This is a genomic window from Nocardioides sp. YR527, from assembly GCF_900101045.1.
Lineage (GTDB): Bacteria > Actinomycetota > Actinomycetes > Propionibacteriales > Nocardioidaceae > Nocardioides.
This window is the reverse complement of sequence record NZ_FNFN01000008.1, coordinates 214,574-240,006: the sequence shown is the minus strand read 5'-3', so window position 1 is coordinate 240,006 and position 25,433 is coordinate 214,574. Positions and strand designations below refer to the sequence as shown.

The 25,433-nt window shown below is 69.6% G+C and carries 23 protein-coding genes; 15 read left to right on the top strand and 8 right to left on the bottom strand.

Features of this window, described 5'->3' with window-relative positions; genetic code table 11:
* Positions 1–38: 38 nt before the first annotated feature.
* From BLT25_RS23665 to ettA, 3 genes are all read left to right on the top strand, one after another.
* Positions 39–1,691 (top strand): YfjP family GTPase, encoded by a 1,653-nt coding sequence (locus BLT25_RS23665; protein ID WP_091051306.1) that lies wholly within the window; start codon positions 39–41, stop codon positions 1,689–1,691.
* A gap of 148 nt (positions 1,692–1,839) precedes the next feature.
* Positions 1,840–2,355 carry a single-stranded DNA-binding protein gene (gene ssb, locus BLT25_RS23660; RefSeq protein ID WP_091051304.1) on the top strand — a complete coding sequence of 172 codons (516 nt, stop codon included), beginning with the start codon at positions 1,840–1,842 and terminating at the stop codon, positions 2,353–2,355.
* 59 nt (positions 2,356–2,414) lie between these two features.
* Positions 2,415–4,097: an energy-dependent translational throttle protein EttA gene (gene ettA / locus BLT25_RS23655; RefSeq protein WP_091051302.1), complete on the top strand. Its 1,683-nt coding sequence runs from the start codon at positions 2,415–2,417 to the stop codon at positions 4,095–4,097.
* A gap of 79 nt (positions 4,098–4,176) precedes the next feature.
* On the opposite strand, the gene BLT25_RS23650 is transcribed toward ettA, so the two are convergent.
* Entirely contained in the window at positions 4,177–5,472 is a 1,296-nt protein-coding gene (locus tag BLT25_RS23650) for an MFS transporter (protein ID WP_091051300.1), read from the bottom strand.
* Between the two features lie 228 nt (positions 5,473–5,700).
* On the opposite strand from BLT25_RS23650, the gene BLT25_RS23645 reads away from it, so the two are divergent.
* Positions 5,701–6,180 (top strand): MarR family winged helix-turn-helix transcriptional regulator, encoded by a 480-nt coding sequence (locus BLT25_RS23645; protein WP_091051298.1) that lies wholly within the window; start codon positions 5,701–5,703, stop codon positions 6,178–6,180.
* A gap of 44 nt (positions 6,181–6,224) precedes the next feature.
* Here BLT25_RS23645 and BLT25_RS23640 read toward each other — a convergent pair whose 3' ends face one another.
* On the bottom strand, positions 6,225–7,439 hold the full coding sequence (locus BLT25_RS23640; RefSeq protein ID WP_091051295.1) for an acetyl-CoA C-acetyltransferase: 1,215 nt from the start codon (positions 7,437–7,439) through the stop codon (positions 6,225–6,227).
* 136 nt (positions 7,440–7,575) lie between these two features.
* Between BLT25_RS23640 and BLT25_RS23635 the strand changes: the two genes are divergently transcribed.
* Positions 7,576–8,418 (top strand): acyl-CoA thioesterase, encoded by an 843-nt coding sequence (locus BLT25_RS23635; protein WP_091051292.1) that lies wholly within the window; start codon positions 7,576–7,578, stop codon positions 8,416–8,418.
* Between the two features lie 6 nt (positions 8,419–8,424).
* On the opposite strand, the gene BLT25_RS23630 is transcribed toward BLT25_RS23635, so the two are convergent.
* A complete protein-coding gene (locus tag BLT25_RS23630; RefSeq protein WP_143033836.1) occupies positions 8,425–8,988 on the bottom strand; it encodes a hypothetical protein in 564 nt (187 codons plus the stop codon).
* A gap of 94 nt (positions 8,989–9,082) precedes the next feature.
* Positions 9,083–9,997 (bottom strand): DUF389 domain-containing protein, encoded by a 915-nt coding sequence (locus BLT25_RS23625; protein ID WP_091051287.1) that lies wholly within the window; start codon positions 9,995–9,997, stop codon positions 9,083–9,085.
* Between the two features lie 178 nt (positions 9,998–10,175).
* Here BLT25_RS23625 and BLT25_RS30030 point away from each other — a divergent pair, with 178 nt between their 5' ends.
* The 7 genes from BLT25_RS30030 (at position 10,176) to BLT25_RS23600 (ending at position 18,263) form a co-directional block, all read left to right on the top strand.
* The gene (locus tag BLT25_RS30030) at positions 10,176–10,340 is read left to right on the top strand and encodes a hypothetical protein (protein WP_176884201.1); all 165 of its coding nucleotides are present in this window, start codon (positions 10,176–10,178) and stop codon (positions 10,338–10,340) included.
* Positions 10,341–10,495: 155 nt separating this feature from the next.
* Positions 10,496–10,654, top strand: a complete 159-nt coding sequence (locus BLT25_RS30025) for a hypothetical protein (protein ID WP_176884199.1) — start codon at positions 10,496–10,498, stop codon at positions 10,652–10,654.
* Positions 10,651–12,333: a potassium-transporting ATPase subunit KdpA gene (kdpA, locus tag BLT25_RS23620; RefSeq protein WP_091051285.1), complete on the top strand. Its 1,683-nt coding sequence runs from the start codon at positions 10,651–10,653 to the stop codon at positions 12,331–12,333. The genes BLT25_RS30025 and kdpA overlap by 4 nt, the downstream gene beginning before the upstream one ends.
* The gene (gene kdpB, locus BLT25_RS23615) at positions 12,330–14,417 is read left to right on the top strand and encodes a potassium-transporting ATPase subunit KdpB (RefSeq protein ID WP_091051282.1); all 2,088 of its coding nucleotides are present in this window, start codon (positions 12,330–12,332) and stop codon (positions 14,415–14,417) included. Before kdpA ends, kdpB begins: the two co-directional genes overlap by 4 nt.
* A 2-nt stretch (positions 14,418–14,419) precedes the next feature.
* Positions 14,420–15,031 carry a potassium-transporting ATPase subunit KdpC gene (kdpC, locus tag BLT25_RS23610; RefSeq protein WP_091051279.1) on the top strand — a complete coding sequence of 204 codons (612 nt, stop codon included), beginning with the start codon at positions 14,420–14,422 and terminating at the stop codon, positions 15,029–15,031.
* A gap of 5 nt (positions 15,032–15,036) precedes the next feature.
* On the top strand, positions 15,037–17,556 hold the full coding sequence (locus tag BLT25_RS23605; protein ID WP_091051277.1) for a DUF4118 domain-containing protein: 2,520 nt from the start codon (positions 15,037–15,039) through the stop codon (positions 17,554–17,556).
* Positions 17,553–18,263: a response regulator gene (locus BLT25_RS23600; RefSeq protein WP_091051275.1), complete on the top strand. Its 711-nt coding sequence runs from the start codon at positions 17,553–17,555 to the stop codon at positions 18,261–18,263. The genes BLT25_RS23605 and BLT25_RS23600 overlap by 4 nt, the downstream gene beginning before the upstream one ends.
* Here the strand turns inward: BLT25_RS23600 and BLT25_RS23595 are convergent.
* Positions 18,215–18,562, bottom strand: coding sequence for a hypothetical protein (locus tag BLT25_RS23595; protein ID WP_091051274.1), 348 nt, complete (start codon positions 18,560–18,562; stop codon positions 18,215–18,217). The two genes, BLT25_RS23600 and BLT25_RS23595, sit on opposite strands and share 49 nt — an antisense overlap.
* Before the next feature lie 147 nt (positions 18,563–18,709).
* Between BLT25_RS23595 and BLT25_RS23590 the strand changes: the two genes are divergently transcribed.
* Complete coding sequence (locus BLT25_RS23590) at positions 18,710–20,608, top strand: APC family permease (RefSeq protein ID WP_091051271.1); 1,899 nt, start codon at positions 18,710–18,712, stop codon at positions 20,606–20,608.
* On the opposite strand, the gene BLT25_RS23585 is transcribed toward BLT25_RS23590, so the two are convergent.
* The gene (locus tag BLT25_RS23585; RefSeq protein ID WP_091051270.1) at positions 20,605–20,976 is read right to left on the bottom strand and encodes a globin; all 372 of its coding nucleotides are present in this window, start codon (positions 20,974–20,976) and stop codon (positions 20,605–20,607) included. The genes BLT25_RS23590 and BLT25_RS23585 overlap by 4 nt on opposite strands.
* Positions 20,977–21,062: 86 nt before the next feature.
* Between BLT25_RS23585 and BLT25_RS23580 the strand changes: the two genes are divergently transcribed.
* Positions 21,063–21,488, top strand: a complete 426-nt coding sequence (locus tag BLT25_RS23580) for an OsmC family peroxiredoxin (RefSeq protein ID WP_091051268.1) — start codon at positions 21,063–21,065, stop codon at positions 21,486–21,488.
* A 159-nt stretch (positions 21,489–21,647) separates the two neighbouring features.
* On the opposite strand, the gene BLT25_RS23575 is transcribed toward BLT25_RS23580, so the two are convergent.
* A complete protein-coding gene (locus BLT25_RS23575; RefSeq protein WP_091051266.1) occupies positions 21,648–22,598 on the bottom strand; it encodes a mechanosensitive ion channel family protein in 951 nt (316 codons plus the stop codon).
* Between the two features lie 120 nt (positions 22,599–22,718).
* Between BLT25_RS23575 and BLT25_RS23570 the strand changes: the two genes are divergently transcribed.
* The gene (locus BLT25_RS23570) at positions 22,719–23,009 is read left to right on the top strand and encodes a hypothetical protein (RefSeq protein WP_091051263.1); all 291 of its coding nucleotides are present in this window, start codon (positions 22,719–22,721) and stop codon (positions 23,007–23,009) included.
* A 6-nt stretch (positions 23,010–23,015) separates the two neighbouring features.
* Here BLT25_RS23570 and helR read toward each other — a convergent pair whose 3' ends face one another.
* A complete protein-coding gene (helR, locus tag BLT25_RS23565) occupies positions 23,016–25,244 on the bottom strand; it encodes an RNA polymerase recycling motor ATPase HelR (RefSeq protein WP_091051262.1) in 2,229 nt (742 codons plus the stop codon).
* Positions 25,245–25,433: the final 189 nt, after the last annotated feature.

The window sequence follows — 25,433 nt, the reverse complement described above, 5'->3', positions numbered from 1 at the left end:
TGTCAGACTGAGCTTTTTCAGGAAGGTAAGGGGGACCATTGAGCGGCCTGCTCGAAGGTGCAAAGAACCTGGTCAGCCGAGGTGGAGACCTCGGTGATCGGCTGGACGGACTGACCGCTGCGACCGTGGCGGCGACGGGGCGCCTCGACGACGGACTCGTCGAGGACGCGCGCACCGTGGTCAACAAGGCCCAGGGACGCCTCAAGCTCTCCGCCGACCACACGGTCGTCGGGGTCGCGGGGGCGACCGGGTCGGGCAAGTCGTCCACGTTCAACGCCCTGACCGGGCTGGAGCTCTCCGCCGTCGGTGTCCGACGGCCGACCACCTCCTGGGCGACCGCCTGCGTGTGGGGTTCGGAGGGCGCTCAGGAGCTGCTCGAGTGGCTGGGCATCCCCGAGCGTCACCAGACCACCCGCGACTCGATGCTGGACACCCGCCGTGAGGGGCACGAGCTCGACGGCGTGGTGCTGCTCGACCTGCCCGACCACGACTCCACCGAGGTCTCCCACCATCTCGAGGTCGACCGGCTGGTCGAGCTCGCCGACATGCTGGTGTGGGTGCTCGACCCGCAGAAGTACGCCGACGCGGCCATCCACGACCGCTATCTGCAGCCGCTCCGGACCCACTCCGAGATCATGGTCGTGGTGCTCAACCACATCGACCGGGTTCCCGAGGACCGTCGTGAGTCGATGCTGGGTGACGTACGCCGCCTGCTCGACCAGGACGGGCTGCGCAACGTCCCGGTGATCCCGGTCTCGGCCAAGCTCGGCTGGGGGATCCCGCAGCTCAAGACCGAGATCGCCCAGCGGGCCGCGGCGAAGCGGGCCAACAAGTCCCGGCTCTCGGCCGACATCAAGACCGCCGCCGTGAAGCTCGCCAAGGCGTCCGGCGACGCCAAGCCGCGCTCCCTGGCCAAGCCCCGGGTGGAGGCCCTCGAGGACGCCATCTCCGAGGCCGCCGGGGTGCCGACCGTGGTGGACGCGGTCGAGCGGTCCGTACGCACCCGGGCCCGCGCGGCCACCGGCTGGCCGCTGGTCTCGTGGGTCTCCCGGCTTCGGCCCGATCCGTTGAAGCGGCTGCACCTCTCGCTCGGGGAGGAGGCGACCCAGCTGGCCGGGCGCGCCCGGACCTCGCTGCCGCAGACCACCGCCGTCGAGCGGGCGCGGGTCGACACCGAGGTGCGCCAGCTGGCCGACGAGGCCGGCGCCGGGCTCGCCTCGCCGTGGCGCGACGCGATCCGGCGGGCATCGGTCTCGCGGATGGACGACCTCGCCGACAGGCTCGACGCCTCGGTCGGCGGAGTCGATCTCAACGCCGAGCGGCTGCCGCTGTGGACCGGACTGGTCAAGGCGCTCCAGTGGCTCCTCATCGTCCTCGCCACCGTCGGGCTGGTGTGGTCGGTGGCGCTTCTTCTCTCCGGAGCCGCTCAGCTCGGCGACGCGACGCCCTCGGTGGCCGGGGTCGAGCTGCCGTACGTCCTCTTCCTCGGGGGTGTCGGGCTCGGGCTGGTGCTGTGGGCCGTGTGTCACCTGCTGGTGATCACCACCGCTCGACGACGGGCGCGCGCGGCCGATGCGCGGCTGCGTACGGCGGTCGCCGACGTCTCCCGCGAGCTCGTCGTCGACCCGATCGAGACCGAGCTGGCGGCCTACACCGCCTTGCGCCACGGGGTGGCCAAAGCGCTGCGCTGACCGGTCGGCGGGCCGATCACTGTCCACAGGGACGGTTCGATCCGGGGTTGTCCACAGGCGGACGTACGCCGCCCGGAAACTGTCGGTGGTCGAGCGCAGGGTTGTCTCCGAGGCCCGCATCAGGCGGGCGAACACTGAGGAGACAACGATGAACGACTCGATCATCACCCTGCGCGGCAACGTCGGCGCCGACCCCGTCGTGCGGAGCGTCGGTGAGGTCTCGGTGGCGAACTTCCGGATGGCGTGCACACCGCGGAAGCTCAACCGGTCCACCGGGGAGTGGAGCGACGGCCTGACGCAGTGGTTCACGGTGAGTGCCTGGCGTCAGCTGGGGGAAAACGTCGGGCGCTCGCTGCGCAAGGGCGACCCGGTGGTCGTCCAGGGGCGGCTGTCGGCTCGCAGCTACGTCAACAAGGACGGGCTCGAGGTCAACACCTTCGAGGTCGAGGCGACCGTCGTCGGCCACGACCTCAACCGCGGCATGACCAGCCTTTCGCGTAACCCGCGCACTCTGGCCGCAGCCGCGGCCCCCGCGCCCGGCCCCCGCGACGACGACCCCGAGCGCGACCCGCTCTCCGACTGGCGGGCCCCGGGGTCGGACCCGTGGGAGCAGAAGCCGGCGACGTCCGACGATGGCGAGACGGAGGCGTCCGTGGCGGCCTGAGGTGAGCCGGGCGTGCGCCGGTTGTACCGGCGTGCCCCGACCTCATTAGGGTGGAGCCCATGGCCGACTACATCCTCTCCCTGCGCAATGTGCGCAAGGCCCACGGCGACAAGGTCGTCCTCGACAACGTCACCCTCTCGTTCCTGCACGGTGCCAAGATCGGCGTCGTCGGCCCGAACGGCATGGGTAAGTCCTCGCTGCTCAAGCTGATGGCCGGGCTCGACCACCCGAACAACGGCGACATCGTCCGCGACCAGGACGCGACCGTCGGGATGCTCCAGCAGGAGCCGCCGCTGACCGAGGGCAAGACCGTCCTCGAGAACGTCGAGGAGGCGGTCGGCGAGATCAAGACGAAGATGAAGCGCCTCGAGGACGCCTACATGGAGATGGGTGACCCCGACGCCGACCAGGACGCCCTGATGGCCGAGACCGGCGAGCTCCAGACCTTCCTGGACAACATCAACGCCTGGGACATCGACTCCAAGCTGGAGCAGGCCATGGACGCGCTGCGCTGCCCTCCGGGCGACGCGATCGTCGACAACCTCTCCGGTGGTGAGCGCCGCCGGGTCGCGCTGTGCAAGCTGCTCCTCCAGGAGCCCGACCTGCTGCTGCTCGACGAGCCCACCAACCACCTCGACGCCGAGTCGGTGCAGTGGCTGGAGGGTCACCTCAAGTCCTACAAGGGTGCCGTCCTGGCGGTCACCCACGACCGTTACTTCCTCGACAACGTCGCCGAGTGGATCGCCGAGGTCGACCGCGGCTCGATCCACGGCTACGAGGGCAACTACTCGACCTACCTGGAGACCAAGAAGGACCGTCTCAAGGTCGAGGGGCAGAAGGACGCCAAGCGCGCCAGGATGCTCGAGAAGGAGCTGGAGTGGGTCCGCTCCAACGCCAAGGCCCGCCAGACCAAGTCGAAGTCTCGTCTGGCCCGCTACGAGGAGCTCGCCGCCGAGGCCGACAAGGCCCGCAAGATCGACACCGCCGACATCAACATCCCGCCGGGCCCGCGCCTGGGTGACGTGGTGATGGAGGCCAAGGGCCTGGTCAAGGGCTTCGAGGGCCGCACCCTGTGGGACGACATCTCGTTCTCGCTGCCGCGCGCGGGCATCGTCGGCATCGTCGGCCCCAACGGTGTCGGCAAGACCACGCTGTTCCGGATGATCACCGGCTCCGAGAAGCCCGACGCGGGTGAGCTCAACGTCGGCCAGACGGTGAAGATCTCCTACGTCGACCAGAGCCGCGGCGGCATCGACCCCAACAAGAACGTCTGGGAGGTCGTCTCCGACGGTCTGGACTTCATCAAGGTCGCCAACTTCGAGATGAACTCGCGGGCCTACGTCGCCTCCTTCGGCTTCAAGGGCCCCGACCAGCAGAAGAAGGCCGGCGTGCTCTCCGGTGGTGAGCGCAACCGCCTCAACCTCGCGCTCACCTTGAAGCAGGGCGGCAACATGCTGCTGCTCGACGAGCCCACCAACGACCTCGACGTCGAGACGCTCTCCTCGCTCGAGGACGCGCTGCTCGACTTCCCCGGCTGCGCCGTGGTCACCTCCCACGACCGGTGGTTCCTCGACCGCATCGCCACCCACATCCTCGCCTGGGAGGGCACCGAGGAGAAGGAGGGTGAGTGGTTCTGGTTCGAGGGCAACTTCGAGTCCTACGAGGCCAACAAGATCGAGCGACTCGGCCAGGAGGCCGCCCGCCCCCACCGCGTCACCCACCGTCGCCTCACCCGCGACTGACCAACCCGCCGAGTCGGCGCGTTCTGACCACACCCTGCGCCGAGTCGGCTCGTTACAACGAGCCGACTCGGCGCGTTTGTCACAGAGTGGCGGGCTCGTGGGCCTCCACCGGGCGTACGCCGTTCACGGCCGGGGTGATCCGGCGCTCCAGGCGCATCGATCCGACGACGATGCCGACACAGCCGACCACCATCAGCGCGATGAACACCGTCGACTGGCCGTGCTCGAGCAGGTACCCGGCCAGGATCGGGCCGATGATCGCCCCGGTCTGGAACGCGGCCGAGTTGATCGCGTTGTAGCGCCCGCGCAGGTGGTCGGGGGCCATGTCGTTGGTCAGGGCGGGGTAGGCCGACTGCATCAGCGTCTCGCCGAGGGCGAAGAACAGCCCCTGGAAGGCGACCACGCCGACGATCGCGGCGACGGAGCCCGGCACCAGGCCGGTCGCCCCGAACACCACCCAGGCCAGGCCCCAGATCACCGCGGTCGCGATGAGCACCCGGGTGCGCCGCTTGCCGCTGACCCGGTTCATCACCCAGAACTGGGCGAGCACGATCACCGCGCAGTTCACCACGAACGCGAAGCCGACGACCCGCGTCGAGACCTCGGAGATCTGACGTGAGTAGGCCGGGAACCCGCTCTCGATCTGGCCGTAGCCCAGGGTCGCGAGCAGCACCCCTGTCACCACCAGCCAGATGACCTCGGGACGGCGCAGGATCGTGGCGTACGACGCGGTCGCGTCGGGCTCGTCGGCGGAAGGACGAGCGGCACGGCCGTGGAGATGACGCAGCGGGCCGAGCAGGACCAGGGCCGGGATCGTGAAGGTGGCGGCGTTGGCGAGGAAGGCGTAGGTGAACGTCTCGGGCCGGGTCACGTCGATGAAGAGCCCGCCGATGACGCCGCCGACGCCGATGCCCAGGTTGATCAGCGCGAAGTTCACTCCGTAGTAGCGCTGCCGTAGCTCACCCTCGACCACGGTGGCGACCAGGGCGTTGGCGGCCGGCCACGACACCCCGGCCTGGACGCCCAGAAGGCACAGCGCCGCACCGGCGAGCACCGGGGTGGTGGCGAAGGCGAGGATGACGTCACCGGCGATCGCGCAGACCAGGCCGCCGAGGATGACCGGGCGGGCTCCGTACCTGTCGATCAGGCTGCCCGCCGGGCCGGTGACGACCAAGCCGACGATGGCGATCAGGCCCATCAGGGTTCCGGCGAGGCCGAGGTCGAAGCCGCGTACCTCATGCAGGTAGATGATCGTGAACGGCAGCGTCATGCCACGACCGAGGAGCTGGATCGCAACCGTCGACAGGAGCCAGCGGCCCTCGCGTGGAAGTGCGGCTATGAAGTCACGGAGACCGAGGGCAGGGGGAGTCGACACCGCACAATCTTCGCCTTTACCCAGAGCCGTGGCGAATTGTTTCTCGGGCCGGCAAGACCTCGGCTCGAGCGAGTTGCCGGGCTAAGGTCCCGGGTGATTCTTCCGTTGGTCCCGACTGTTTCGGGGCTCTCGTCCCGGGTGTGCATCGAACCTTCGGTGACGACTTCCCCGCCGTTAAGGGGTGCCAGTGCATGGAACAGCTCGCAGAGAGGTCTAACGTAATGCCCCGTGGGTGATGAGACTCGGTGGCTGGACGAAGAGCAACAGCGCTCGTGGCGTGCGCTGATGATGGGGATGACCCTGCTCGATGACCGCCTGGACGCGGATCTGCGCTCGCGCTTCGACATCTCGCTCCCGGAGTACGAGATCCTCGTACGCCTCTCCGAGAACGACGGTGCCATGCGGATGGCTCAGCTCGCCGACTCCCTGGCCCACTCCCGCTCCCGGATCACGCACACGATCACCCGGATGGAGCGCGCCGGGCTCGTCGAACGCCGCAACTCCGTCGACGACGGCCGCGGTGTCGTCGCCACCCTCAGCGACCGCGGCTTCGAGCTGCTGCGCGAGGCCGCGCCTGTCCATGTCACCGGCGTACGCGACTACCTCATCGATCTGGTCAGCGAGGAAGACTTCGCGGCCCTGGGACGGGTGATGAACGCCGTCTCCGACCACCTCATCAGCGACCGTCCCGGTATCGAGATGCGCTGAAAACGCCGAGTCGGCTCGTTCGAACGAGCCGACTCGGCGTTCGGTCAGATGCGCTCGAGGATCATCGCCATGCCCTGGCCGCCGCCGACGCACATGGTGATGAGGCCGGTGGTCTTGTCGTGCCAGTCGAGGCTGTTGAGCATGGTGTTCTGCAGGCGCGCGCCGGTCATGCCGAAGGGGTGACCGACGGCGATGGCGCCACCGTTGATGTTGAGGCGGTCGATGTCGATGCCGAGGTCCTGGTAGGACGGGATCACCTGGGCCGCGAAGGCCTCGTTGATCTCGACCAGGTCGATGTCGCCGATCGACATGCCGGCGTACTTCAGCGCGTTCCGGGTCGCCTCGACCGGGCCGAGGCCCATGATCTCGGGGGACAGGCCGGAGACACCGGTGGACACGATCCGGGCCAGCGGGGTGACGCCGAGCTCGGCGGCCTTGGTGTCGGACATGACCACGACGGCGGCGGCGCCGTCGTTGAGGGCGCAGCAGTTGCCGGCGGTGACGGTGCCGTCCTCGCGGAAGACCGGCTTGAGGCCGGAGATGGCCTCCAGGGTCACGCCCGCGCGGGGACCGTCGTCGGCGGAGACGACGGTGCCGTCGGGGGTGGTGACCGGGGTGATCTCGCGGGCCCAGAAGCCGTCGGCGATGGCCTTCTCGGCGAGGTTCTGGGAGCGTACGCCGAACTCGTCCATCTCCTGGCGCGAGATGCCGCGCGAGGTGGCGAGGTTCTCAGCGGTCTGGCCCATCGCGATGTAGACGTCCGGCAGCAGGCCGTCCGCGCGCGGGTCGTGCCACTTCTCGTTGGACGCGGCGGTCGCGGTGGTCCGCGACTGGGCGTCGTCGAAGAGGTGGTTGACGGTGTCGGGCAGGTGGTCCGAGGTGCCCTTGACGAAGCGGGACACGGTCTCGACGCCGGCCGAGACGATGATGTCGGCCTCGCCGGCCTTGATCGCGTGCAGCGCCATCCGCGAGGTCTGCACCGAGGAGGAGCAGTAGCGGGTGATGGTCGCGCCGGGCACCTTGTCCCAGCCGTTCAGCACGGAGACCACGCGGCCCATGTTGTTGCCCGACTCGCCACCCGGCAGACCACAGCCGAGCAGCAGGTCGTCGATGTCGTTGGGGTCGAGACCTTCGACCTTACCGACGGCTTCCTTGGTGATGAGCGCGGCGAGGTCGTCGGGACGGAAGTCCTTCAGAGATCCCTTGTTGGCTCGCCCGATCGGGGTGCGGGCGGCGGCGACGATGACTGCCTCAGGCATGAAGACTCCCGGTTACTGATGAGTAGGTTGAACTGTGGTCGACACCATACTCGCCCGGACAGCGTCTGGTCGCCAGGCCCAGTGCCCAAGATCATCTGGAAGGATCGGCCACGTGCGCCACCTCTACGAATGCCCCATGCGTTGGGCCGACCTCGACATGCTCGGCCACGTCAACAACGTCGTCTACGTCGACTACCTCCAAGAGGCGCGTGTGGACATGCTGCGCACGCACGCCCGTAGCCCGCAGACCCAGGGCCTGGCCGAGGGGGTCGTGGTGGCCAGTCACCAGGTCACGTACGTCGCCCCGCTGCTCTTCGACTTCACGCCGGTCCACGTCGAGTCCTGGGTGACCGACATCCGGGCGGCCAGCTTCACGATGGCCTACGAGATCTTCCGCGACCAGCCCGACGGCACCCGCAAGGTCTACGTGCGGGCGAGCACGGTCCTGGCGCCGTACGTCTTCGCCACCGAGTCGCCGCGCCGGCTCAGGCCGGAGGAGAAGGCCAACCTCCAGCCGTACCTGGAGGCCTATCCGGAGGAGTGGTCGCCGAAGCCGCTCGCGCTGGGCGAGCCGAAGCGGCTCGAGGACGGGCGCTTCCCGCTCTACGTCCGCTTCTCCGACGTCGACGCCTACGGGCACGTGAACAACGTGAAGTACTTCGAGTACTTCCAGGAGTCGCGACTGGCGCTGATGAAGCGGCTCAGCTCCCACAACGACATCAAGTCTTGGCCCTCCGTCGTGGTCGCGCAGACCGACGTCACCTACCACGCGCCGGTCCTGGCTCGCTCGGAGCCGTACGACGTGTGGAGCTACGTCTCCCGGCTGGGCACCAAGTCGATGACGATCGAGTCCGAGATCGCCGACGGAGACCTGCGACTCGCGCGCGGGCAGGTCACGCTGGTCTTCTACGACCTCGAGTCCGGGAAGGCCGTCGAGCCCAGCCCGCAGGTGCGTGCTGCCGTCGAGGGCGTGCTCTAGACAGCCTCAGTCGCGCCGGTCGTCATCGGCGCAGTCGGTGCGACGGTCATCTCGCTGCTCATAGCGGTGCTCCCGCCGGCAGTCGTCACCGTTGTCGTCGTCGTGGTCGCCGTACCAGCCGTCCATGTCGGCCCACGCACTCCAGTCCCAGTCGTCCTGGGTCGCGGTGAGGTCCCGCTCGGGCATGGTCGGGGCCCGACCTGAGGTCTCCCCGGACCTCTCCCCGGAGCGCGACTTCCGGGCGCTCAGCGTGGTTCCCTCGGCCGGGCGCTGCGCGTTCGGCGCCGACTCGGGCGGCGCGAGCAGATCACGCGAGGCGAGCTGGGTGGTGAGCGAGGCGTCGGGAGGAGGGGGCAGCGTGCCGACCGAGGTGTCCTCGGCGGCGTCGATGGGCTCGGGCGGACCGCTCGGGTCATCGGCGAGCGGAGTCTGCTGACCGGTCGCCTGCGTCGCGGGCCGGCTCGGCCGGTCCGGTCCGATGGACCGTATCCCCCCGATGAGCAGTGCCATCGCGACGAGGGCGACGACTGCAAGCCCGACTCCGACGATAGCCCGCTGAATTGCCCGCATGCGTCCTCCGAGAGCGCTCTGGTCAACCAAATGTTCTGCTTGAGTCCAGTAGCCTCCCAGTGCTTGCGGCAGATGTCGAGAAGCGGGACCTTTGTCAGCGTTTCCTGAGTCGGGCCACCAACAGCGCACGGCGCTCGGAGACCCGGCTCCACACCACCTTCTGGACCGCGAGCGTCGCCCAGCCCGCGAGCGCCATGCCGGTGATGTTGAGGAGCAGCTGCAGTACGCTTCCCCGGATCTCGTGCCCGACTCCGAAGGCGAGGCCGAGGGCGATGTTGGCCGCCGCCGGGATGGTGGTGACCGAGATGAAGACTCCGGAGAGGCCTCCGACCCGGGCCGAGGTGAGCGCGAGCACGCCGGCCGCCGCCGCGATCAGCGCCACGATGAACGACCACTTGTCCGGGGTGTAGATGAAGCCCGTTCCCGGTCGGTCGGCGAGCACGTCCTCGAGGGTGATCCAGCCGAGCGCGCGGGCGATGAGCGCAGCCACCGTGGTGAGGGCGATGCCGACGAGGAACCCGAGGGCGAGGGTGCCCAGCGAGCGGCCGAGCAGGTGGTAGCGGTGCCGCACCAGGGCGACCCCCAGTGCCGCGATGGCGCCGAACTCGGGACCGATCACCATCGCCCCGATCACCAGGATCTGGGAGTCGAGGACGATCGCGATGCCGGCCAGCAGCGTCGCGAGGGTCATCAGGCTCATGAAGGTCCAGTTGGCCTCGGTGTCGTCGTACGCCTGCTGGGTGACGTCGGCCCACACCACGCTGTCCGACATCCAGGCCTTCGCCGAGTCGATCTGGATGCTGCCCACCTTGTGCACGTCCAGCTCCCGGAGCCGGTCGATGATGTCGTTGGCGGCCTCCCGGGCCACTCCGGCCATCACCACGTCACCCTCGGGACGCAGTGACGCACCGGGGAGCGAAGAGAGCTCGCTGACCGCTGGGTCGGCAGTCAGAACGTCGATGACCGCGGGCGTCAGGTGCGCCGGCGAGGTGATCCGCAGCTGCAGCATGGGCGACATTGTTGCCTACGCCGACACCGCGGGGCGGGCCACAGCCGGTAGCTCTCCGCGGGAACAGGTCTTGTCCGTACCGCCAGGGAGTCAGGGATCCGTCAAGGCGGGCGACGCCCGCGTCAGCGATGCGTCAAGCGGGCCGGGACCCGAGCCGGCAGCGCCTAGCGTCGCAGGTGTGTCTCTACGAGTCCCCTCCCACGATGATCGCGACCTTCCCGAACAGCGACGGGGCTTACGCAGCTTCCCGTCGTCATCTCGGGACTGCGGGGTCGTGCTGGTCGCCGCCGCGGCTCTCGTCGCCACCACCATGAGCGTGCTGATGAGGGTCCTCACCCACTAGAGCGCACCACGAGCGCCGGAGGTACTCGAGTACGTCCGGCGCTCGCGCCTTTCGGGTGACATCCGGGTCAAGGAAGCGTCAAGCCCGCTGCGTACGTCGTCAGGGAACCGTCAAGGTGGGGGCTGGCCGCCCTCGCGCGGGGATGCAATGGAGCCGTGCTAGATCTCGTCTACATCCTCATCACGCTGGTGTCCTTCGCCGGGCTCGCCGCGTTGGTCGGAGTCATCGACCGGCGCCTGGGCGAACCCGCCGACACCGACGTCGCCCCCACACAGAACGAGCCTGAGACCGAGCCGCAGGCGGTGAGCCGATGAACGCCGTCGTCGCCGCCGTGCTGCAGATCGTCGTCCTGATCGCCGCGCTGGCTCTCACGGTCCCGCTGCTGGGCCGCTACCTCGCCCACATCTACACCTCCGAGAAGCACCTGCGCGCCGAGAAGGTGGCCTACCGGGTGCTGCGCGTCGACCCCGACGCCGACCAGCACTGGCGCTCGTACGCGCTCGCCGTGCTCGGGTTCTCCCTGGTCGGGCTCCTGTTCCTCTACCTCCTCGCGCGGACCCAGCAGTGGCTGCCGCTGAGTCTCGGCTTCGACCCGTTCCCCAGCGACGGCGCCTGGAACACCGCGGTCTCGTTCGTGGCCAACACGAACTGGCAGTGGTACTCCGGCGAGGTCGCCGCGGGCAACCTGCTCCAGATGGCCGGGTTGACGGTGCAGAACTTCGTCTCCGCGGCGGTCGGGATGGCGGTCGCCGCCGCCTTCGCCCGGGGCCTTGCCCGTGGCCGCGGACAGGGCGACAGACAGGGCCGTGGCCGGGTCGGCAACTTCTGGGCCGACCTGGTACGCGGCGTGGTGCGCGTGCAGCTGCCGATCTCGGTCGTCAGCGCACTGGTCCTGATCGCCAGCGGGACCATGCAGACCCTGCGTAGCCACCAGACGATATCCACCCTGGGCGGCGGTGAGCAGACCGTGACGTCGGCCGCGGCCGCCAGCCAAGAGGTGATCAAGGAGCTCGGCACCAACGGTGGCGGCATCTTCAACGTGAACTCCGCCCACCCCTGGGAGAACCCGACCCCGTTCACCAACATGCTCGAGATCTTCCTGATCCTGATCATCCCGTTCGCGATGGCGTGGGCCTTCGGCCTGATCGTGCGCGACCGCCGCCAGGGCGGCGCGATCCTGGCGACGATGGCAGTCCTCCTGCTCGGTGGAACCGCGCTGCTGACCTGGGCCGAGCTGGCCGGGCCCGGCACCGCGCCGCAGCTGGCCGGGGGCGCGATGGAGGGCAAGGAGACCCGCTTCGGCGAGGCCGCCTCGGCGCTCTTCGCGGCCGCGACCACCGGCACATCCACCGGAGCGGTCAACGCGATGCACGACAGCCTCACCGCCCCCGGCGGCGGCATCACGCTCTTCATGATGATGCTCGGCGAGGTCGCGCCCGGCGGCGTCGGCTCGGGCCTCTACGGCATGCTCATGCTCGCCATCGTGACCGTCTTCCTGTGCGGCCTGATGGTGGGGCGTACACCGGAGTATCTCGGCAAGAAGATCGGCCGGCACGAGATCTCCCTGGTCGCGGTCTACATCCTGGTGACCCCGATCCTGGTGCTGGTCGGTGCCGCCGTCGCGGTCTCCTTCCCGGCCGGCCCCGAGGGCATTCTCAACTCCGGTGCGCACGGCTTCTCCGAGATGCTGTATGCCGTCACCAGCGCTGCCAACAACAACGGCTCCGCCTTCGGCGGACTGACCTCGGGCACCCCGTTCTGGAACACGCTGCTCGGCGTGCTGATGCTCTTCGGCCGGTTCGTGCCGCTGGTGGTCGTGCTCGCGCTGGCAGGCAGGTTCGCCTCCACGCGGCCGTTGCCGGTCGGTGCCGGCACCCTGCCCACCCACCGCCCGCTCTTCGTCGCGCTGCTCACCGGCGTCACGCTGGTCGTGGTCGGCCTGACGTACGTCCCTGCCCTTGCTCTCGGTCCGATCGTGGAGTCGCTGTCATGACCCAGTTCAACGTCCTTCCTCCTGCCTCCGACACCGAGGAACCCCAGGAGCACCACCACGACCGGCACACCGTGCCGCCCGCGAAGGGTGCGCTCTCGGCTGCCCAGATCAGGGCTGCCCTGCCGGGTGCGCTGCGCAAGCTCGACCCGCGCCTGCTCGTGCAGACCCCGGTCATGCTGGTCGTCGAGATCGGCGCGGTGGCCACCACCGTGCTCTCGATCCTCGACCCGAGCGTGATGGGCTGGCTGGTCACGGCCTGGCTCTGGCTGACCGTCGTCTTCGGCAACCTCGCCGAGTCGGTCGCCGAGGGCCGCGGCAAGGCTCAGGCGGCCTCGCTGCGGGCGCTGCAGACCGAGACCTCGGCGCGTCGGCTGCGAGGCGACGGCACCGAGGAGGCGGTGGCCTCCACCGCCCTGCGCAAGGGCGACCGGGTGGTCGTCGAGGCCGGGGAGCGGATCCCCGGTGACGGCGACATCATCGAAGGTGTCGCGAGCGTCGACGAGAGCGCCGTGACCGGCGAGTCGGCCCCGGTGATCCGGGAGTCGGGCGGTGACCGATCCGCGGTCACCGGCGGCACCCTGGTGCTCTCCGACCGGATCGTCGTGCAGATCACCTCCGACCCGGGCCAGTCGTTCGTCGACCGGATGATCGCGCTGGTCGAGGGCTCGGAGCGGCAGCGTACGCCGAACGAGATCGCCCTCAACGTGCTGCTCTCGACGCTGACGGTCATCTTCGTGGTCGTCTGCGGGACGCTCTACTTCCTCGCCGACTACTCCGGCGCGCACCAGTCCTGGCTGGTGCTGATCGCGCTGCTGGTCTGCCTGATCCCGACCACCATCGGCGCCCTGCTGAGCGCCATCGGGATCGCGGGCATGGACCGGCTGGTACGCCGCAACGTGCTCGCCATGTCCGGCCGTGCGGTCGAGGCAGCCGGTGACGTGGACGTGCTCCTGCTCGACAAGACCGGCACGATCACCTACGGCAACCGGCAGGCCCACGAGATCATCCCGGTCACCGGTGTCACCCTGACCGGCGCGGAGAACGCCGCGGTCCTGGCCAGCCTCTCCGACCAGACCCCCGAGGGTCGAAGCATCCTGACGCTGGTGGGTCGCTCGATGGGCGGCCCCGCGGAGGCGACGATGGTCGAGTTCTCCGCCACCACCCGGATGTCCGGCCTGGACAGCCCCGGCCTGAGCGTACGCAAGGGCGCGGCCTCCGCGGTGACGGCCTGGGTCCGCGAGAACGGTGGCCAGGTGCCCCCGGAGACCGGTGTGGTCGTCTCGGAGATCGCCGAGAGCGGAGGTACGCCACTGGTCATCGCCGAGCACCGCAACAGCGACCCGGCGCGGGTGCTGGGCGTGGTGCACCTCAAGGACGTCGTCAAGGACGGCATCCGGGAGCGGTTCGACGAGATGCGCGCCATGGGCATCCGCACGGTGATGATCACCGGCGACAACGCCGCCACCGCGGCCGCGATCGCCAAGGAGGCGGGGGTCGACGACTTCCTCGCCGAGGCGACGCCGGAGGACAAGCTGGCGCTGATCCGGAAGGAGCAGCGTGGTGGCCGGATGGTCGCGATGTGCGGCGACGGCACCAACGACGCGCCCGCGCTGGCCCAGGCCGACGTCGGGGTCGCGATGAACACCGGCACCACCGCTGCCAAGGAGGCCGGCAACATGGTCGACCTCGACTCCGACCCGACCAAGCTCATCGACGTGGTCGAGATCGGCAAGCAGCTGCTCATCACCCGAGGCGCGCTGACCACCTTCTCGGTGGCCAACGACATCGCGAAGTACTTCGCGATCCTGCCGGCGATGTTCGTGGTCGCCTTCCCGCAGCTCGAGGTGCTCAACATCATGCGGCTCTCGACGCCGGAGTCCGCGATCGTCTCGGCGGTCGTCTTCAACGCGCTGGTCATCATCGTGCTGATCCCGCTGGCGCTGCGCGGCGTGCGCTACCGCCCTTCGTCGGCCGTCGAGCTGCTCCGCCGCAACATCCTCCTCTACGGAGTCGGTGGCCTGATCGCCCCCTTCCTGGGCATCAAGCTGCTCGACCTCGTCATCTCTCTCATCCCAGGACTGTGATCATGAACGACATCTACGCCCTTCTGCGGCACTCCTGGGCCGGGCTCCGGGTGCTCATCGCGGCCACCCTCGTGCTCGGTCTCGGCTACCCGCTCCTCGTCACCGGCATCGCCCAGGTCGCCTTCCCCTGGCAGGCGAACGGCTCGCTGGTGACGGCCGACGGAAGCCACACGACGGACCCGTCCGAGGCCGCGGGCTCCGCCCTGATCGGGCAGGTCAACGACGACTCGGCGCTGTTCTACCCGCGCCCCTCCGCGGCCGGTGACGGCTACGACACGCTGTCCTCCTACGGGTCCAACCTCGGCCCCGAGGAGCCGGCGCTGATCGACGCGATCAAGGAGCGCAAGGCCGAGGTCGCCGCCCGTGAGGGCGTCGCGGCCGCCGACGTCCCCGCCGACGCGGTCACCGCCTCGGGCTCCGGCCTCGACCCGCACATCTCGCCCGACTACGCCTCGCTCCAGGTCGCCCGCGTGGCCAAGGCCAACGGTCTCACCGAGGCGAAGGTGCGTGAGCTGGTCGCGGACAGCACCGAGGGACGTACGTGGGGGGTGCTCGGTGACGCGCACGTCAACGTGCTCCTGCTCAACATCGCGGTGAAGCAGGCGGCACACTGATCCTCGTGAGCAACGATCACAGGGCGGAGCAGCCGGCCGTGCCCAGGCGCGGCCGGCTCACCGTGTACCTCGGTGCGGCACCGGGGGTGGGGAAGACGTACGCCATGCTCGGCGAGGCGAAGCGGCGGGTCGCCCGCGGGACCGATGTGGTCATCGGGCTCGTGGAGACCCATCAGCGCGTGCACACCGGCGAGATGCTGGACGGGCTCGAGCTGGTTCCGCGCCGGGAGATCGGCTACCGCGGGGCGACCTTCACCGAGCTCGACGTGGAGGCGGTGATCGCCCGGGCTCCGACGGTGGTCTGCATCGACGAGCTCGCGCACACCAACGTGCCCGGCAGCCGGCACACCAAGCGGGCCCAGGACGTCGAGCAGATCCGGGCGGCCGGGATCGACGTGATCACCACCGTCAACATCCAGCACCTGGAGTCGCTCAACGACGAGGTCGAGCGGATCACCGGCGTACGTCAGCGGGAGACCGTGCCCGACGAGGTGGTGCGCACCGCCGACCAGATCCAGCTCGTCGACATGGCTCCCGACGCGCTGCGTCGACGGATGGCGCACGGGAACATCTACCGGCCCGAGAACATCGACGCCAGCCTGACCTCCTACTTCCGGGTCGGCAACCTGACCGCGCTGCGAGAGCTGGCGCTGCTGTGGCTGGCCGACCGGGTCGACGACGCGCTCGGCGACTACCGGCGCGAGAACCGGATCGAGCACCCGTGGCCGACCAAGGAGCGGATCGTGGTCGCGGTCACCGGCGGGCCCGAGTCGGAGACGCTGCTGCGCCGTGGGGCGCGCCTGTGCCAGCGTGCCAAGGGCTCGGAGCTGCTGGCGGTGCACGTGGTCGCCGCCGACGGGCTGGCCCGTCCCGAGGACCGTGGGCTCGACCGGGCGCAGACGCTCACCGCCTCGCTCGGCGGCACCTTCCACACCGTCGTGGGGGAGGACGCCGCCGGGGCGGTCGTCGACTTCGCGGTCGGCGCCAACGCGACCATGATCATCGTCGGGGTCTCCCGGCACTCCCGCGTACGCCGCCTGTTCACCGGCTCCACCGGTGACCGGATCGCCACCGCGGCCGGGTCGATCGACGTCCACCTGGTGACCCACGAGGAGATCGCCCGGGGCGCACAGGCGCGGGCCTCGGCCGGCTCGCCGTTGAGTCGACGGAGGCAGGTGCTCGGCTGGCTGTGCGCCGTCCTGGTGCCGCTCGGGCTGGCCTGGCTGCTCAACCGCGACGGTGCCGCCGACGCGGCCGAGCGGCTTCCGCTGGCCAGCATGCTGCTGTTGGCTGCCACGGTGCTGGTCGCCCTGATCGGAGGACGCTGGCCGGCCGTGGTCGCCGCGATCGCCGGGTTCCTGCACCTGAACTGGTGGTTCACCGCACCGGTGCACAAGTTCACGATCCAGGAGCCACGCAACGTCGTGACCCTGATCGTCTTCGTGACCGTCGCGGTGGCGGTCGCGACCGTCGTGGACCGGGCCTCCCGACGCGCCGAGGAGGCTCGTCAGGCCAAGGGCGAGGCCGCCACCATGGGTGCTCTGTCACGCTCGGTCCTGACCGGCCAGGACACGGCCGAGGCGATCGTGACCCGCGTACGCGAGACCTTCGGGCAGCAGGCGGTGGTGCTCCTGGAACAGACGCCGCAGGGCTGGGTGCGGCTGGCCGGCGCCGGCATCGGCTATCCCGCCGAGCCCGAGCAGGGCGACACCCAGGTCGCGGTGAACGACACCCACGTGATCGTGCTGCGCGGGAGCCCGCTGCGAGGGCGGGAACGCCGGGTCCTGGAGGCGTTCGCGGTGCAGACCTCGCTGGTGCTGGAATACCGGAGACTGCGGGACCAGGCGGACCGGGCGATGGCGCTGGAGCGGGCCGAGCAGACCTCGACCGCGCTGCTCCGGGCGGTCTCCCACGACCTGCGTACGCCGCTGGCCACCATGCGTGCCGCGCTCGACGGGCTCCTGGTCGGCCGGATGCCGGAGGAGGACCGCAAGGTGCTGGTCGAGTCGGCCGCCGGGTCCGCGGACCAGCTCGAGAGCCTCATCGACAACCTGCTGGACCTGTCACGCGTCGAGGCCGGCCTGGTCCATCCCGTCATGGGCGCCGTCAGCCTGGAGGAGTCCCTTCCCCTGGCCGTCGCGGGCCTGCCCCCGGGCGCGGTCTCCTTCGAGGTCGGCGAGGACACCCCGTTGGTACGCACCGACCCGGGCCTCCTCGAGCGCGTCGTCGCCAACCTGGTCGCCAACTCGGTCCGGGTCTCGTCCGGCGAGCCGGTGCGCATCCTCGCCCACGTGACCCCCGAGACTGTGGAGGTGATGATCGTCGACCGGGGCCCCGGCGTACCCGAAGGCCAGCGTGAGCGGATGTTCGAGCCGTTCCAGCGGCTCGACGACACCTCGCCCGGCGGTCTCGGTCTCGGCCTCGCGGTCGCCCGGGGGCTCAGTGAGGCGCTGGGCGTCGAGCTGTCGGCCGACGACACTCCTGGGGGCGGGCTGACCATGGCGCTGGCGGTGCCGCGCGCATGAGCAAGGTGCTTGTCATCGACGACGAGCCGGCGCTGCTTCGCGCGCTGGCGATCAACCTGCGCGCCGCCGGCTGGGAGGTGGAGACGGCGGTCGACGGGCGCTCGGCGCTGGCCGCCGCCGCGGCGACCCACCCCGACGTGGTCCTGCTGGACCTCGGCCTCCCGGACCTCGACGGCACCGAGGTGATCGAGGGGCTGCGGGGCTGGACCCAGGTGCCGGTGGTCGTGCTCTCCGCGCGTCAGCACGGCGACGACAAGGTCGAGGCGCTCGACCTGGGGGCCGACGACTACGTCACCAAGCCGTTCGCGATGAACGAGCTGATGGCGCGGCTGCGGGCCGCGGTGCGACGGTCCCAGGAGTCCGCGCCCCCGGCCGCGACCACGCTCACCGTGGGCGACCTCGAGATCGACTTCGCGCGCAAGCGGGTCCACCGCGCCGGTGAGGACGTCCGGCTGACCCCGACGGAGTGGTCCTTCCTGGAGCTGCTGGCCCGCAACGTCGGCCGGCTGGTGCCGCGCGACCAGATCCTCAAGGAGGTCTGGGGCCCCGCGTACGCCAAGGAGACCCACTACCTCCGCGTCTACGCCGCTCAACTGCGCCGCAAGCTCGAGGCCGACCCCGCCCACCCGCGCTACCTCGTCACCACACCTGGTGTGGGCTACACCCTCGATGCCGAAGCGGAGCCCGAGGCCGGTCCGGGGGAGTAGCGGGAGGCGACGACCCCCAGCGCGAGGAGCAGCCCCAGGTGGCGCAGGTCGCTGGCGCCGAACGTCAGCTGACCGCCGGTGTTGACCGCGAACCCGGTGACCAGCCCCCACCCGGTGAGCGCCAACAGCAGGGCGTACGGCGTGGTCAGCGTCAGTGCGGCTCCGGTGCTGAGGGCGACCATGGTGATCAGCCAGGTCGAGAAGCCGACGCCGACGACAGTGAGGACCGCCGTGGCGATCAGCAGGACGGCGGCCGCTGCGCCGGCACGTACCGCCGTGACCTTCTCCAGCAGCTCCATACGACCAGCCTGCGCTCGCATCTACGCCCTCGCGGGTGTCTGGACGCTCCTCTGACACCCGCCTCCCGGAATCTTGACGGAATCCTTACGCCTTCCCGCGGGGCTCGGATGCCCGATCCGGGTCGATCGGGCTGAAGAATTGATCGGGTGACCGCAGTGACCACGGCGAGCAGCGTCCCGGGCGCCGCAGCGCCCACGGAGACCCACGAGAAGAAGCACCCGTGGTGGCAGGTGATGTGCCTGACCGGCGTCGACTACTTCTCGACGCTGGGCTACCAGCCGGGCATCGCGGCGCTCGCTGCCGGGCTGCTCTCGCCGATCGCGACCCTGGTCCTGGTCGGGCTGACCCTGCTCGGTGCGCTGCCGGTCTACCGCCGGGTCGCGGCCGAGAGCCCGCACGGGCAGGGGTCGATCGCCATGCTGGAGCGGCTGCTGTCCCGCTGGGGCGGCAAGGCGTTCGTGCTCGCCCTGCTCGGCTTCGCGGCCACCGACTTCATCATCACGATGACCCTCTCGGCCGCCGACGGCGCCGCTCACGTGGTGGAGAACCCGCTCTTCCCGTCCACGTGGGACGGGCACAACATGGTGATCACCCTGGTGCTGCTCGCCGCCCTGGGTGCCGTCTTCCTGAAGGGGTTCAAGGAGGCGATCGGGATCGCCGTCGGCCTGGTGGTCACCTTCCTGGCCCTCAACCTGGTCGTGATCGTCGTCGGCCTGGTGCACGTGTTCAGCAACCCCGGTGTCTTCACCAGCTGGAACGACGCGCTCTTCGTCGAGCACGGCGATGTCACGACGATGATCGCCGTCTCGCTGCTCGTCTTCCCCAAGCTCGCCCTCGGGATGAGCGGGTTCGAGACCGGTGTCGCGGTGATGCCGCAGGTCAGGGGCGACAAGAGCGACACCGAGGAGAACCCCGCCGGCCGGATCCGGGGCACGAAGAAGCTGCTCACCGCGGCCGCCCTGACGATGAGCGTGTTCCTGATCGCCTCCTCCTGGGTGACCACCCTGCTGATCCCCGCCGAGGAGTTCCAGGAGGGCGGTGAGGCCAACGGCCGGGCCCTGGCCTATCTCGCCCACGACTACCTCGGCAGCGCCTTTGGGACGGCGTACGACATCTCGACCATCCTCATCCTGTGGTTCGCCGGCGCCTCGGCGATGGCCGGTCTGCTCAACCTGATCCCGCGCTACCTGCCGCGCTACGGGATGTCACCGGAGTGGGCGGCCGCGACCCGGCCGCTGGTGGTGACCATCTCGGCGGCAGCGTTCCTGATCACCTGGATCTTCGACGCCGACGTGGATGCCCAGGGCGGGGCGTACGCGACGGGTGTGCTGGTCCTGATGCTCTCCGCCGCGGTGGCGGTGACCCTGGCCGCGCACAAGGCCGGTCAGAAGGTCCGGAGGGTCCTGTTCGGCCTGATCGCGGTCGTGTTCGCCTACACCACGGTCTCCAACGTGATCGAGCGTCCCGACGGCGTCAAGATCGCCGCCTGCTTCATCGCCGCGATCATCGGGGTCTCGCTGGTCTCCCGGATCATGCGCTCCTTCGAGCTGCGCGTGACCGGCGTCGAGCTCGACAAGTTGGCCGAGACGTTCCTGCGCGAGTGTGCCCGCCGCCAGATCCGCCTGGTCGCCAACGAGCACGAGGGCACCGAGGGCCCCGAGGAGTACGAGGACAAGCTGCGCCAGATGGTCCTCGACAACGACCTGGTCGACGACGCCGACATCATCTTCGTCGAGGTGCACGTCACGGACCCGTCCGACTTCGAAGGCACCCTGGCGGTACGCGGCGAGGTGACCGGACGCCGCCGGGTGCTGCGCCTGGAGGCACCGGCGGTGCCCAACGCGCTGGCCGCGACGATGCTCCACATCCGCGACGTCACCGGCGTCGTGCCGCACATCTACTTCGAGTGGACCGAGGGCAACCCGGCGATCAACCTGCTGCGGTTCCTGTTCACCGGGGTCGGCGAGGTCGCCCCGACCACCCGGGAGATCCTGCGGCGTGCCGAGCCGGACCGGAGCCGGCGGCCGCACGTGCACGTGGGCTAGCTGGGCGCGTTGATCATGAAGTTCGCCGCGTGCTCGGCGTACGCCCAGAACTGCGCGTCCTGCTCGGGCGTGAGCCCGGCGGCGTCGAGGCCCTCGCGGAAGTGGGCGAGCCAGCGGTCGCGAGCCTCCGAGGTGACCTCGAACGGGGCGTGACGCATCCGCAGCCGCGGGTGGCCGCGCTGCTCGGAGTAGGTCGTCGGCCCGCCCCAGTACTGAGCCAGGAAGAGCGTCAGGCGTTCCTGCGCCGGACCGAGATCCTCCTCGGGATACATCGGCCGCATCAGCTCGTCGGTCGCCACGCCCTCGTAGAACTTGGCCACGATCGTGCGGATGGTGTCCATCCCGCCGATCTCCTCATAAAACGTCACTGAGCCATTCTTCCACGCGGGTCCGCCCGTGCGTCCCGTGGCAGGATCGGGGACGTACGCACACACTCGAACTTTGGGAGATAACGATGGCCACCACCCGCACTGCCACCACCGTCTGGGAGGGCTCGCTCTTCGAGGGCGCCGGCAAGGTGACGCTGGACTCCTCGGGCCTGGGGACCTACGACGTCACCTGGGTGGCCCGCTCGCAGGAGCCCAGCGGCAAGACCAGCCCCGAGGAGCTCATCGCCGCCGCCCACTCCTCCTGCTTCTCGATGGCCTTCTCCAACGGCCTGGCCGACAACGGCACCCCGCCGACCAGCCTGGAGACCAGTGCCGATGTCGAGTTCACCCCCGGCAAGGGCATCACCGGCATCAAGCTGACCACGCGTGGTGTGGTCGAGGGGCTCGACAACGACACCTTCGTCCGCCTTGCCGAGGCGGCCAAGGCCGGTTGCCCGGTCAGCCAGGCGCTCGCCGGCACCACCATCACCCTCGACGCCGCCCTCGCCTGACCAATCGCTGGTCGAGCCGTGAGGCAGCCTGCGGCCGAGCGTGTCGAGACCAACACGGTCCGTGTTGGTCTCGACACGCCTCCGCCTAGCGGCTCCGGCGGCTCGACCAGCGGGCGGGTGGCTCCGAGGTCTGAACGAAGTGGCCTTCGACCAGCGGGGTCAGGCCTTGGTCTTCTCTTCCTCGGCAGCGGCAGCCTTGTCGTCGCGGTGCCAGATGACCCGCTGCGGGAAGGGCATCTCGATGCCCTCGTAGTCGAGGCGCGCCTTGATCCGCTGGCGCATCTCGCGCGCGATCGCCCACTGCTTGAGCGGCAGCGTCTTGATCAGCACCCGCAGGGTGATGGAGTCGGCGGCCAGCGCCTCGACGCCGGTGACCTCGGGCTCCTCGATGATCTGGCCCTTGAACTCCTCGTCGACCCACAGGTCGTGGGAGACCTCGCGCAGCACGCGCTGGACCTTGTTGAGGTCCTCGTTGTAGCCGACGCCGACGTCGATGACGGCGCGGGCCCAGTTCTGGCTGTGGTTGCCGACGGTGAGGATCTCGCCGTTGGGGATGTACCAGACCGTGCCGTCGAGCGAACGCAGCCGGGTGATCCGCAGCGTCACGGCCTCGACGGTGCCGCTGATGTTGTTGACCTCGATGCTGTCACCGACGCCGTACTGGTCCTCGATGATCATGAAGATGCCGGACAGGTAGTCCCGCACCAGCGACTGGGCGCCGAAACCGAGCGCCAGACCGACGATCCCGGCCGAGGCGATGATCGGAGCGATGTTGATGCCGAGTTCGTCCAGGATCATGGTGGCGAAGATCGCGACCAGCACACCGGTGACGACACTCTTGAGCAGGGAGCCGATCGCCTGCGCGCGCTGACTGCGACGTGACGACGCGGCGTTGGCCTCGTGGACCTCGGTCATCTTGGCGATCTTGCCGGTCAGACCGGGCGACTCCATGGTGCGGTTGACGACCTTGTCGATCACCCGGTGCAGCACCCAGCGGAGCACGATCGCCAGCACGATCAGGCCGGCGATACGCAAGGGGATGCCGATCACCCATTCGCCGAGCGTCGACCAGGAGACCGAGACCAGTGGGGGGTTCGGGGGGATGGACATGGGTTCCAGTATCCAAGGCGTTCAAGGCCGGGGGCCAATCCCGGGGCGGGCATCGACTCCCGTCCCGGGGACGTGGGGCAGAGATGAGAACCAGGACGTACGCCGGTTAGTATCTGCCTCGTGAGCAACCAGATCCTGCGCCGCGCCGGCCTCCTCGGCGCCTCCGCCTCTGCCGCCGTCGTCGCCTCTGTTGCTACCGCCGGCCCCGCCAGCGCCGAGGTTCCCAACGGCTGGCCGGTCGCCGAGGCGATGACCGCCTCCGGTCTGCTCCTGCTCATCCTGCTCATCCCGGTGATCCTGATGGTGGTCATCTCCCTCCTCGTGCTCCTGCCGGGTGTGTTCCGCGGCGAGGGGCTGCTGCCCAAGCCCCACAAGGCCGAGGACGACAACCTCCCCGCCACGACGCACTGAGCCGTTTCAAACGAGAACGATCAGCTGCTGGGTCGCCCGCGTCATCGCGACGTAGCGGTCCACGGCACCCTCGATCCCGGTCCCGTACGTCTCGGGGCTGATGAGGACGACCAGGTCGAACTCGAGCCCCTTGGCGTGCACGGGGCTCAATCGGCGTACCCGGCCTTCGTTCACGTCCGAGGAATCGGCGGCGATCACACAGGCGAGACCCTCCTCGTGGTCGGCGAGCCAGGTGTCCAGGATCTCGTCGAGGTCCGTGACGGACCCGTGGACGACCGGGATGCCGGAGGCACGGATCGACGTGGGCACGTTGGCGTCGGGGAGCGCCGCCCGGATCACCGGCTCGGCCTCGGTCATCACCTCCTCGGGCGTGCGGTAGTTGATGCTCAGGCCGGCCATCTCGATCCGGTACAGGCCGACCCGCTGGAGCCGCTCCTGCCACGACTCGGTGAAGCCGTGCCGCGCCTGCGCCCGGTCGCCGACGATCGTGAAGCTGCGTGAGGGGCAGCGACTGATCAGCATCTGCCACTCGGCGTCGGTCAGCTCCTGGGCCTCGTCGACGACGATGTGGGCGAACGGGCCGGCGTAGGGGTCGAGCTCGTCCGGCTCCCGCACCGAGTCGTCCAGAAGCGCGGTGCGTACGTCCTGGCCGCGCAGCATCGACATCACCTTCATCTCGGAGTCGTCGTGGCTGATCAGGTCCGAGACGACCTCGGCCTTCGCCTTCCGGTCGGCGGCCGCGGCCGCCTTCTTGGCGCTCCGGCGCCGGGAGGCGTCGGGGTCGCCGAGCCGACGGTGGGCGGCGTCGAGCAGCGGCAGGTCCGCCTCGGTCCAGGCCTTGGGGTCCTCACGCTGCAGCGCCTTCACCTCCTCCGGGGTGAGCCAGGGCGCGCACATCCGCAAGAAGGCGGGCACCTCCCAGAGGTCCCCGACGATGTCGGCCGGCCGCAGCCGAGGCCAGACCTCGCCGAAGACGTCGAGCAGCCCGGCGTTGGTCTCCAGCGAGGCGCGCAGGGCGTCGGTCGCGTCCTCGTCGACCAGCCCGTACGCGTCGAACTCGTCCTCCTCCTGGTCCGCGTCACCCCAGTCGTCTAGATCGGCGTCATAGTCGCGGTCCGGGTCGTTCGCGCCGTTCTCCTGGATCCTCTCGGTCACGATCCTCAGCAGTGCGTCCCAGACCTGATCGCGGGCGTCGTTGTGCGGCGTACCCTGGTCCGCCGCGGCGATCGCCTCGGTCCAGTCGCGGGTGCTGATCACCGCGTCACCGTAGGGCGTCTCGACCAGCGTCGGCTTCGACGGAGGCTTCTCGTAGAGCGCCACCGCGGGCTCGATCGCCGCGACCATCCGGGCGTCGGCCTTGAGCCGGGCCACCTCCTTGTCCGGCTCGGGCAGCAACGAGGCACCCTCGGGCACCATCCGGCGCAGGGTGGTGGTGCGTACGCCTTCCTCACCCAGGCTCGGCAGCACGTCCGCGACATAGGAGAGGTAGGGCTCGTGCGGTCCCACGAACAGCACCCCGCCCTTGCCCTCGCCCAGGCGCGGGTCGGAGTAGAGGAGGTACGCCGTGCGGTGCAGCGCCACCACGGTCTTGCCCGTCCCCGGACCGCCGTCGACGACCAGGGCGCCCCGCGAGGACGCTCGGACGATGGCATCCTGGTCGGCCTGGATGGTGCCGAGCACGTCGCGCATCCGCGGCGAACGGCTGCTGCCGAGCGTGGCGATGAAGGCCGACTGGTCATCGAGGGCGGCGTGCCCCTCGAGTCCTTCGGTGGTGAAGACCTCGTCCCAGTAGTCGGTGATCCGCCCGTTGGTCCAGCGGTAGCGGCGCCGGCTCAGCAGCCCACGCGGGTCCGCATGCGTGGCCGCGAAGAACGGCTCCGCCGCCGGCGAGCGCCAGTCGACCAGCAGCCGCCTTCCGTCGCTGGCGGTCAGCCCGAGCCGGCCGATGTAGATGGTGCTGCCCGAGTCCGTGACGATCCGCCCCAGGCACAGGTCCAGGCTGAATCTGCGCAGCATCCGCAGCTGCCCGCCGATCCGGTGCACCTCCAGATCGCGGTCCATCGCCTCCTGCCCGTGCCCGCCCGGGCGGCGGCGTACGTCGTCCAGCCGCTCGTTCAGCTCGGAGATCTGCTCCTCGAGGCTCTTCGCGATGGCAGCGAAGTGCTGCTCGTCCTCAGCGATCAATGCCGGGTCCGCCTTGGCGTCGTGACGGCCCGCGAGATCGAATGCTTGCAACGTTGAATCCCCTGTCTGATCAGGCGTTTTACCTGTTCGAGGAGGAGATTCTGCCCCAATCCGGGGGTCTTGCGGCAAGCCCCCATATGCGCTATAAAGTTGTTAACGGAAGGGAAAGATCTCCCTTCCGTTCGTGCGTTTTGAGGCCGAGTCGGCTCGTCCTGACACAAACCCCGCCGAGTCTGCGCG

Excerpts from the sequence above, each read along its gene's own strand:
- BLT25_RS23575 (WP_091051266.1), bottom strand. The coding sequence starts at position 22,598 with ATGTCCATCCCCCCGAACCCCCCACTGGTCTCGGTCTCCTGGTCGACG.
- BLT25_RS23580 (WP_091051268.1), top strand. The coding sequence starts at position 21,063 with ATGGCCACCACCCGCACTGCCACCACCGTCTGGGAGGGCTCGCTCTTC.
- kdpA (WP_091051285.1), top strand. The coding sequence starts at position 10,651 with ATGAACGCCGTCGTCGCCGCCGTGCTGCAGATCGTCGTCCTGATCGCC.
- kdpB (WP_091051282.1), top strand. The coding sequence starts at position 12,330 with ATGACCCAGTTCAACGTCCTTCCTCCTGCCTCCGACACCGAGGAACCC.
- ssb (WP_091051304.1), top strand. The coding sequence starts at position 1,840 with ATGAACGACTCGATCATCACCCTGCGCGGCAACGTCGGCGCCGACCCC.
- BLT25_RS23600 (WP_091051275.1), top strand. The coding sequence starts at position 17,553 with ATGAGCAAGGTGCTTGTCATCGACGACGAGCCGGCGCTGCTTCGCGCG.
- BLT25_RS23635 (WP_091051292.1), top strand. The coding sequence starts at position 7,576 with ATGCGTTGGGCCGACCTCGACATGCTCGGCCACGTCAACAACGTCGTC.
- ettA (WP_091051302.1), top strand. The coding sequence starts at position 2,415 with ATGGCCGACTACATCCTCTCCCTGCGCAATGTGCGCAAGGCCCACGGC.
- BLT25_RS23630 (WP_143033836.1), bottom strand. The coding sequence starts at position 8,988 with ATGCGGGCAATTCAGCGGGCTATCGTCGGAGTCGGGCTTGCAGTCGTC.
- BLT25_RS23595 (WP_091051274.1), bottom strand. The coding sequence starts at position 18,562 with ATGGAGCTGCTGGAGAAGGTCACGGCGGTACGTGCCGGCGCAGCGGCC.
- BLT25_RS23625 (WP_091051287.1), bottom strand. The coding sequence starts at position 9,997 with ATGCTGCAGCTGCGGATCACCTCGCCGGCGCACCTGACGCCCGCGGTC.
- kdpC (WP_091051279.1), top strand. The coding sequence starts at position 14,420 with ATGAACGACATCTACGCCCTTCTGCGGCACTCCTGGGCCGGGCTCCGG.
- BLT25_RS23640 (WP_091051295.1), bottom strand. The coding sequence starts at position 7,439 with ATGCCTGAGGCAGTCATCGTCGCCGCCGCCCGCACCCCGATCGGGCGA.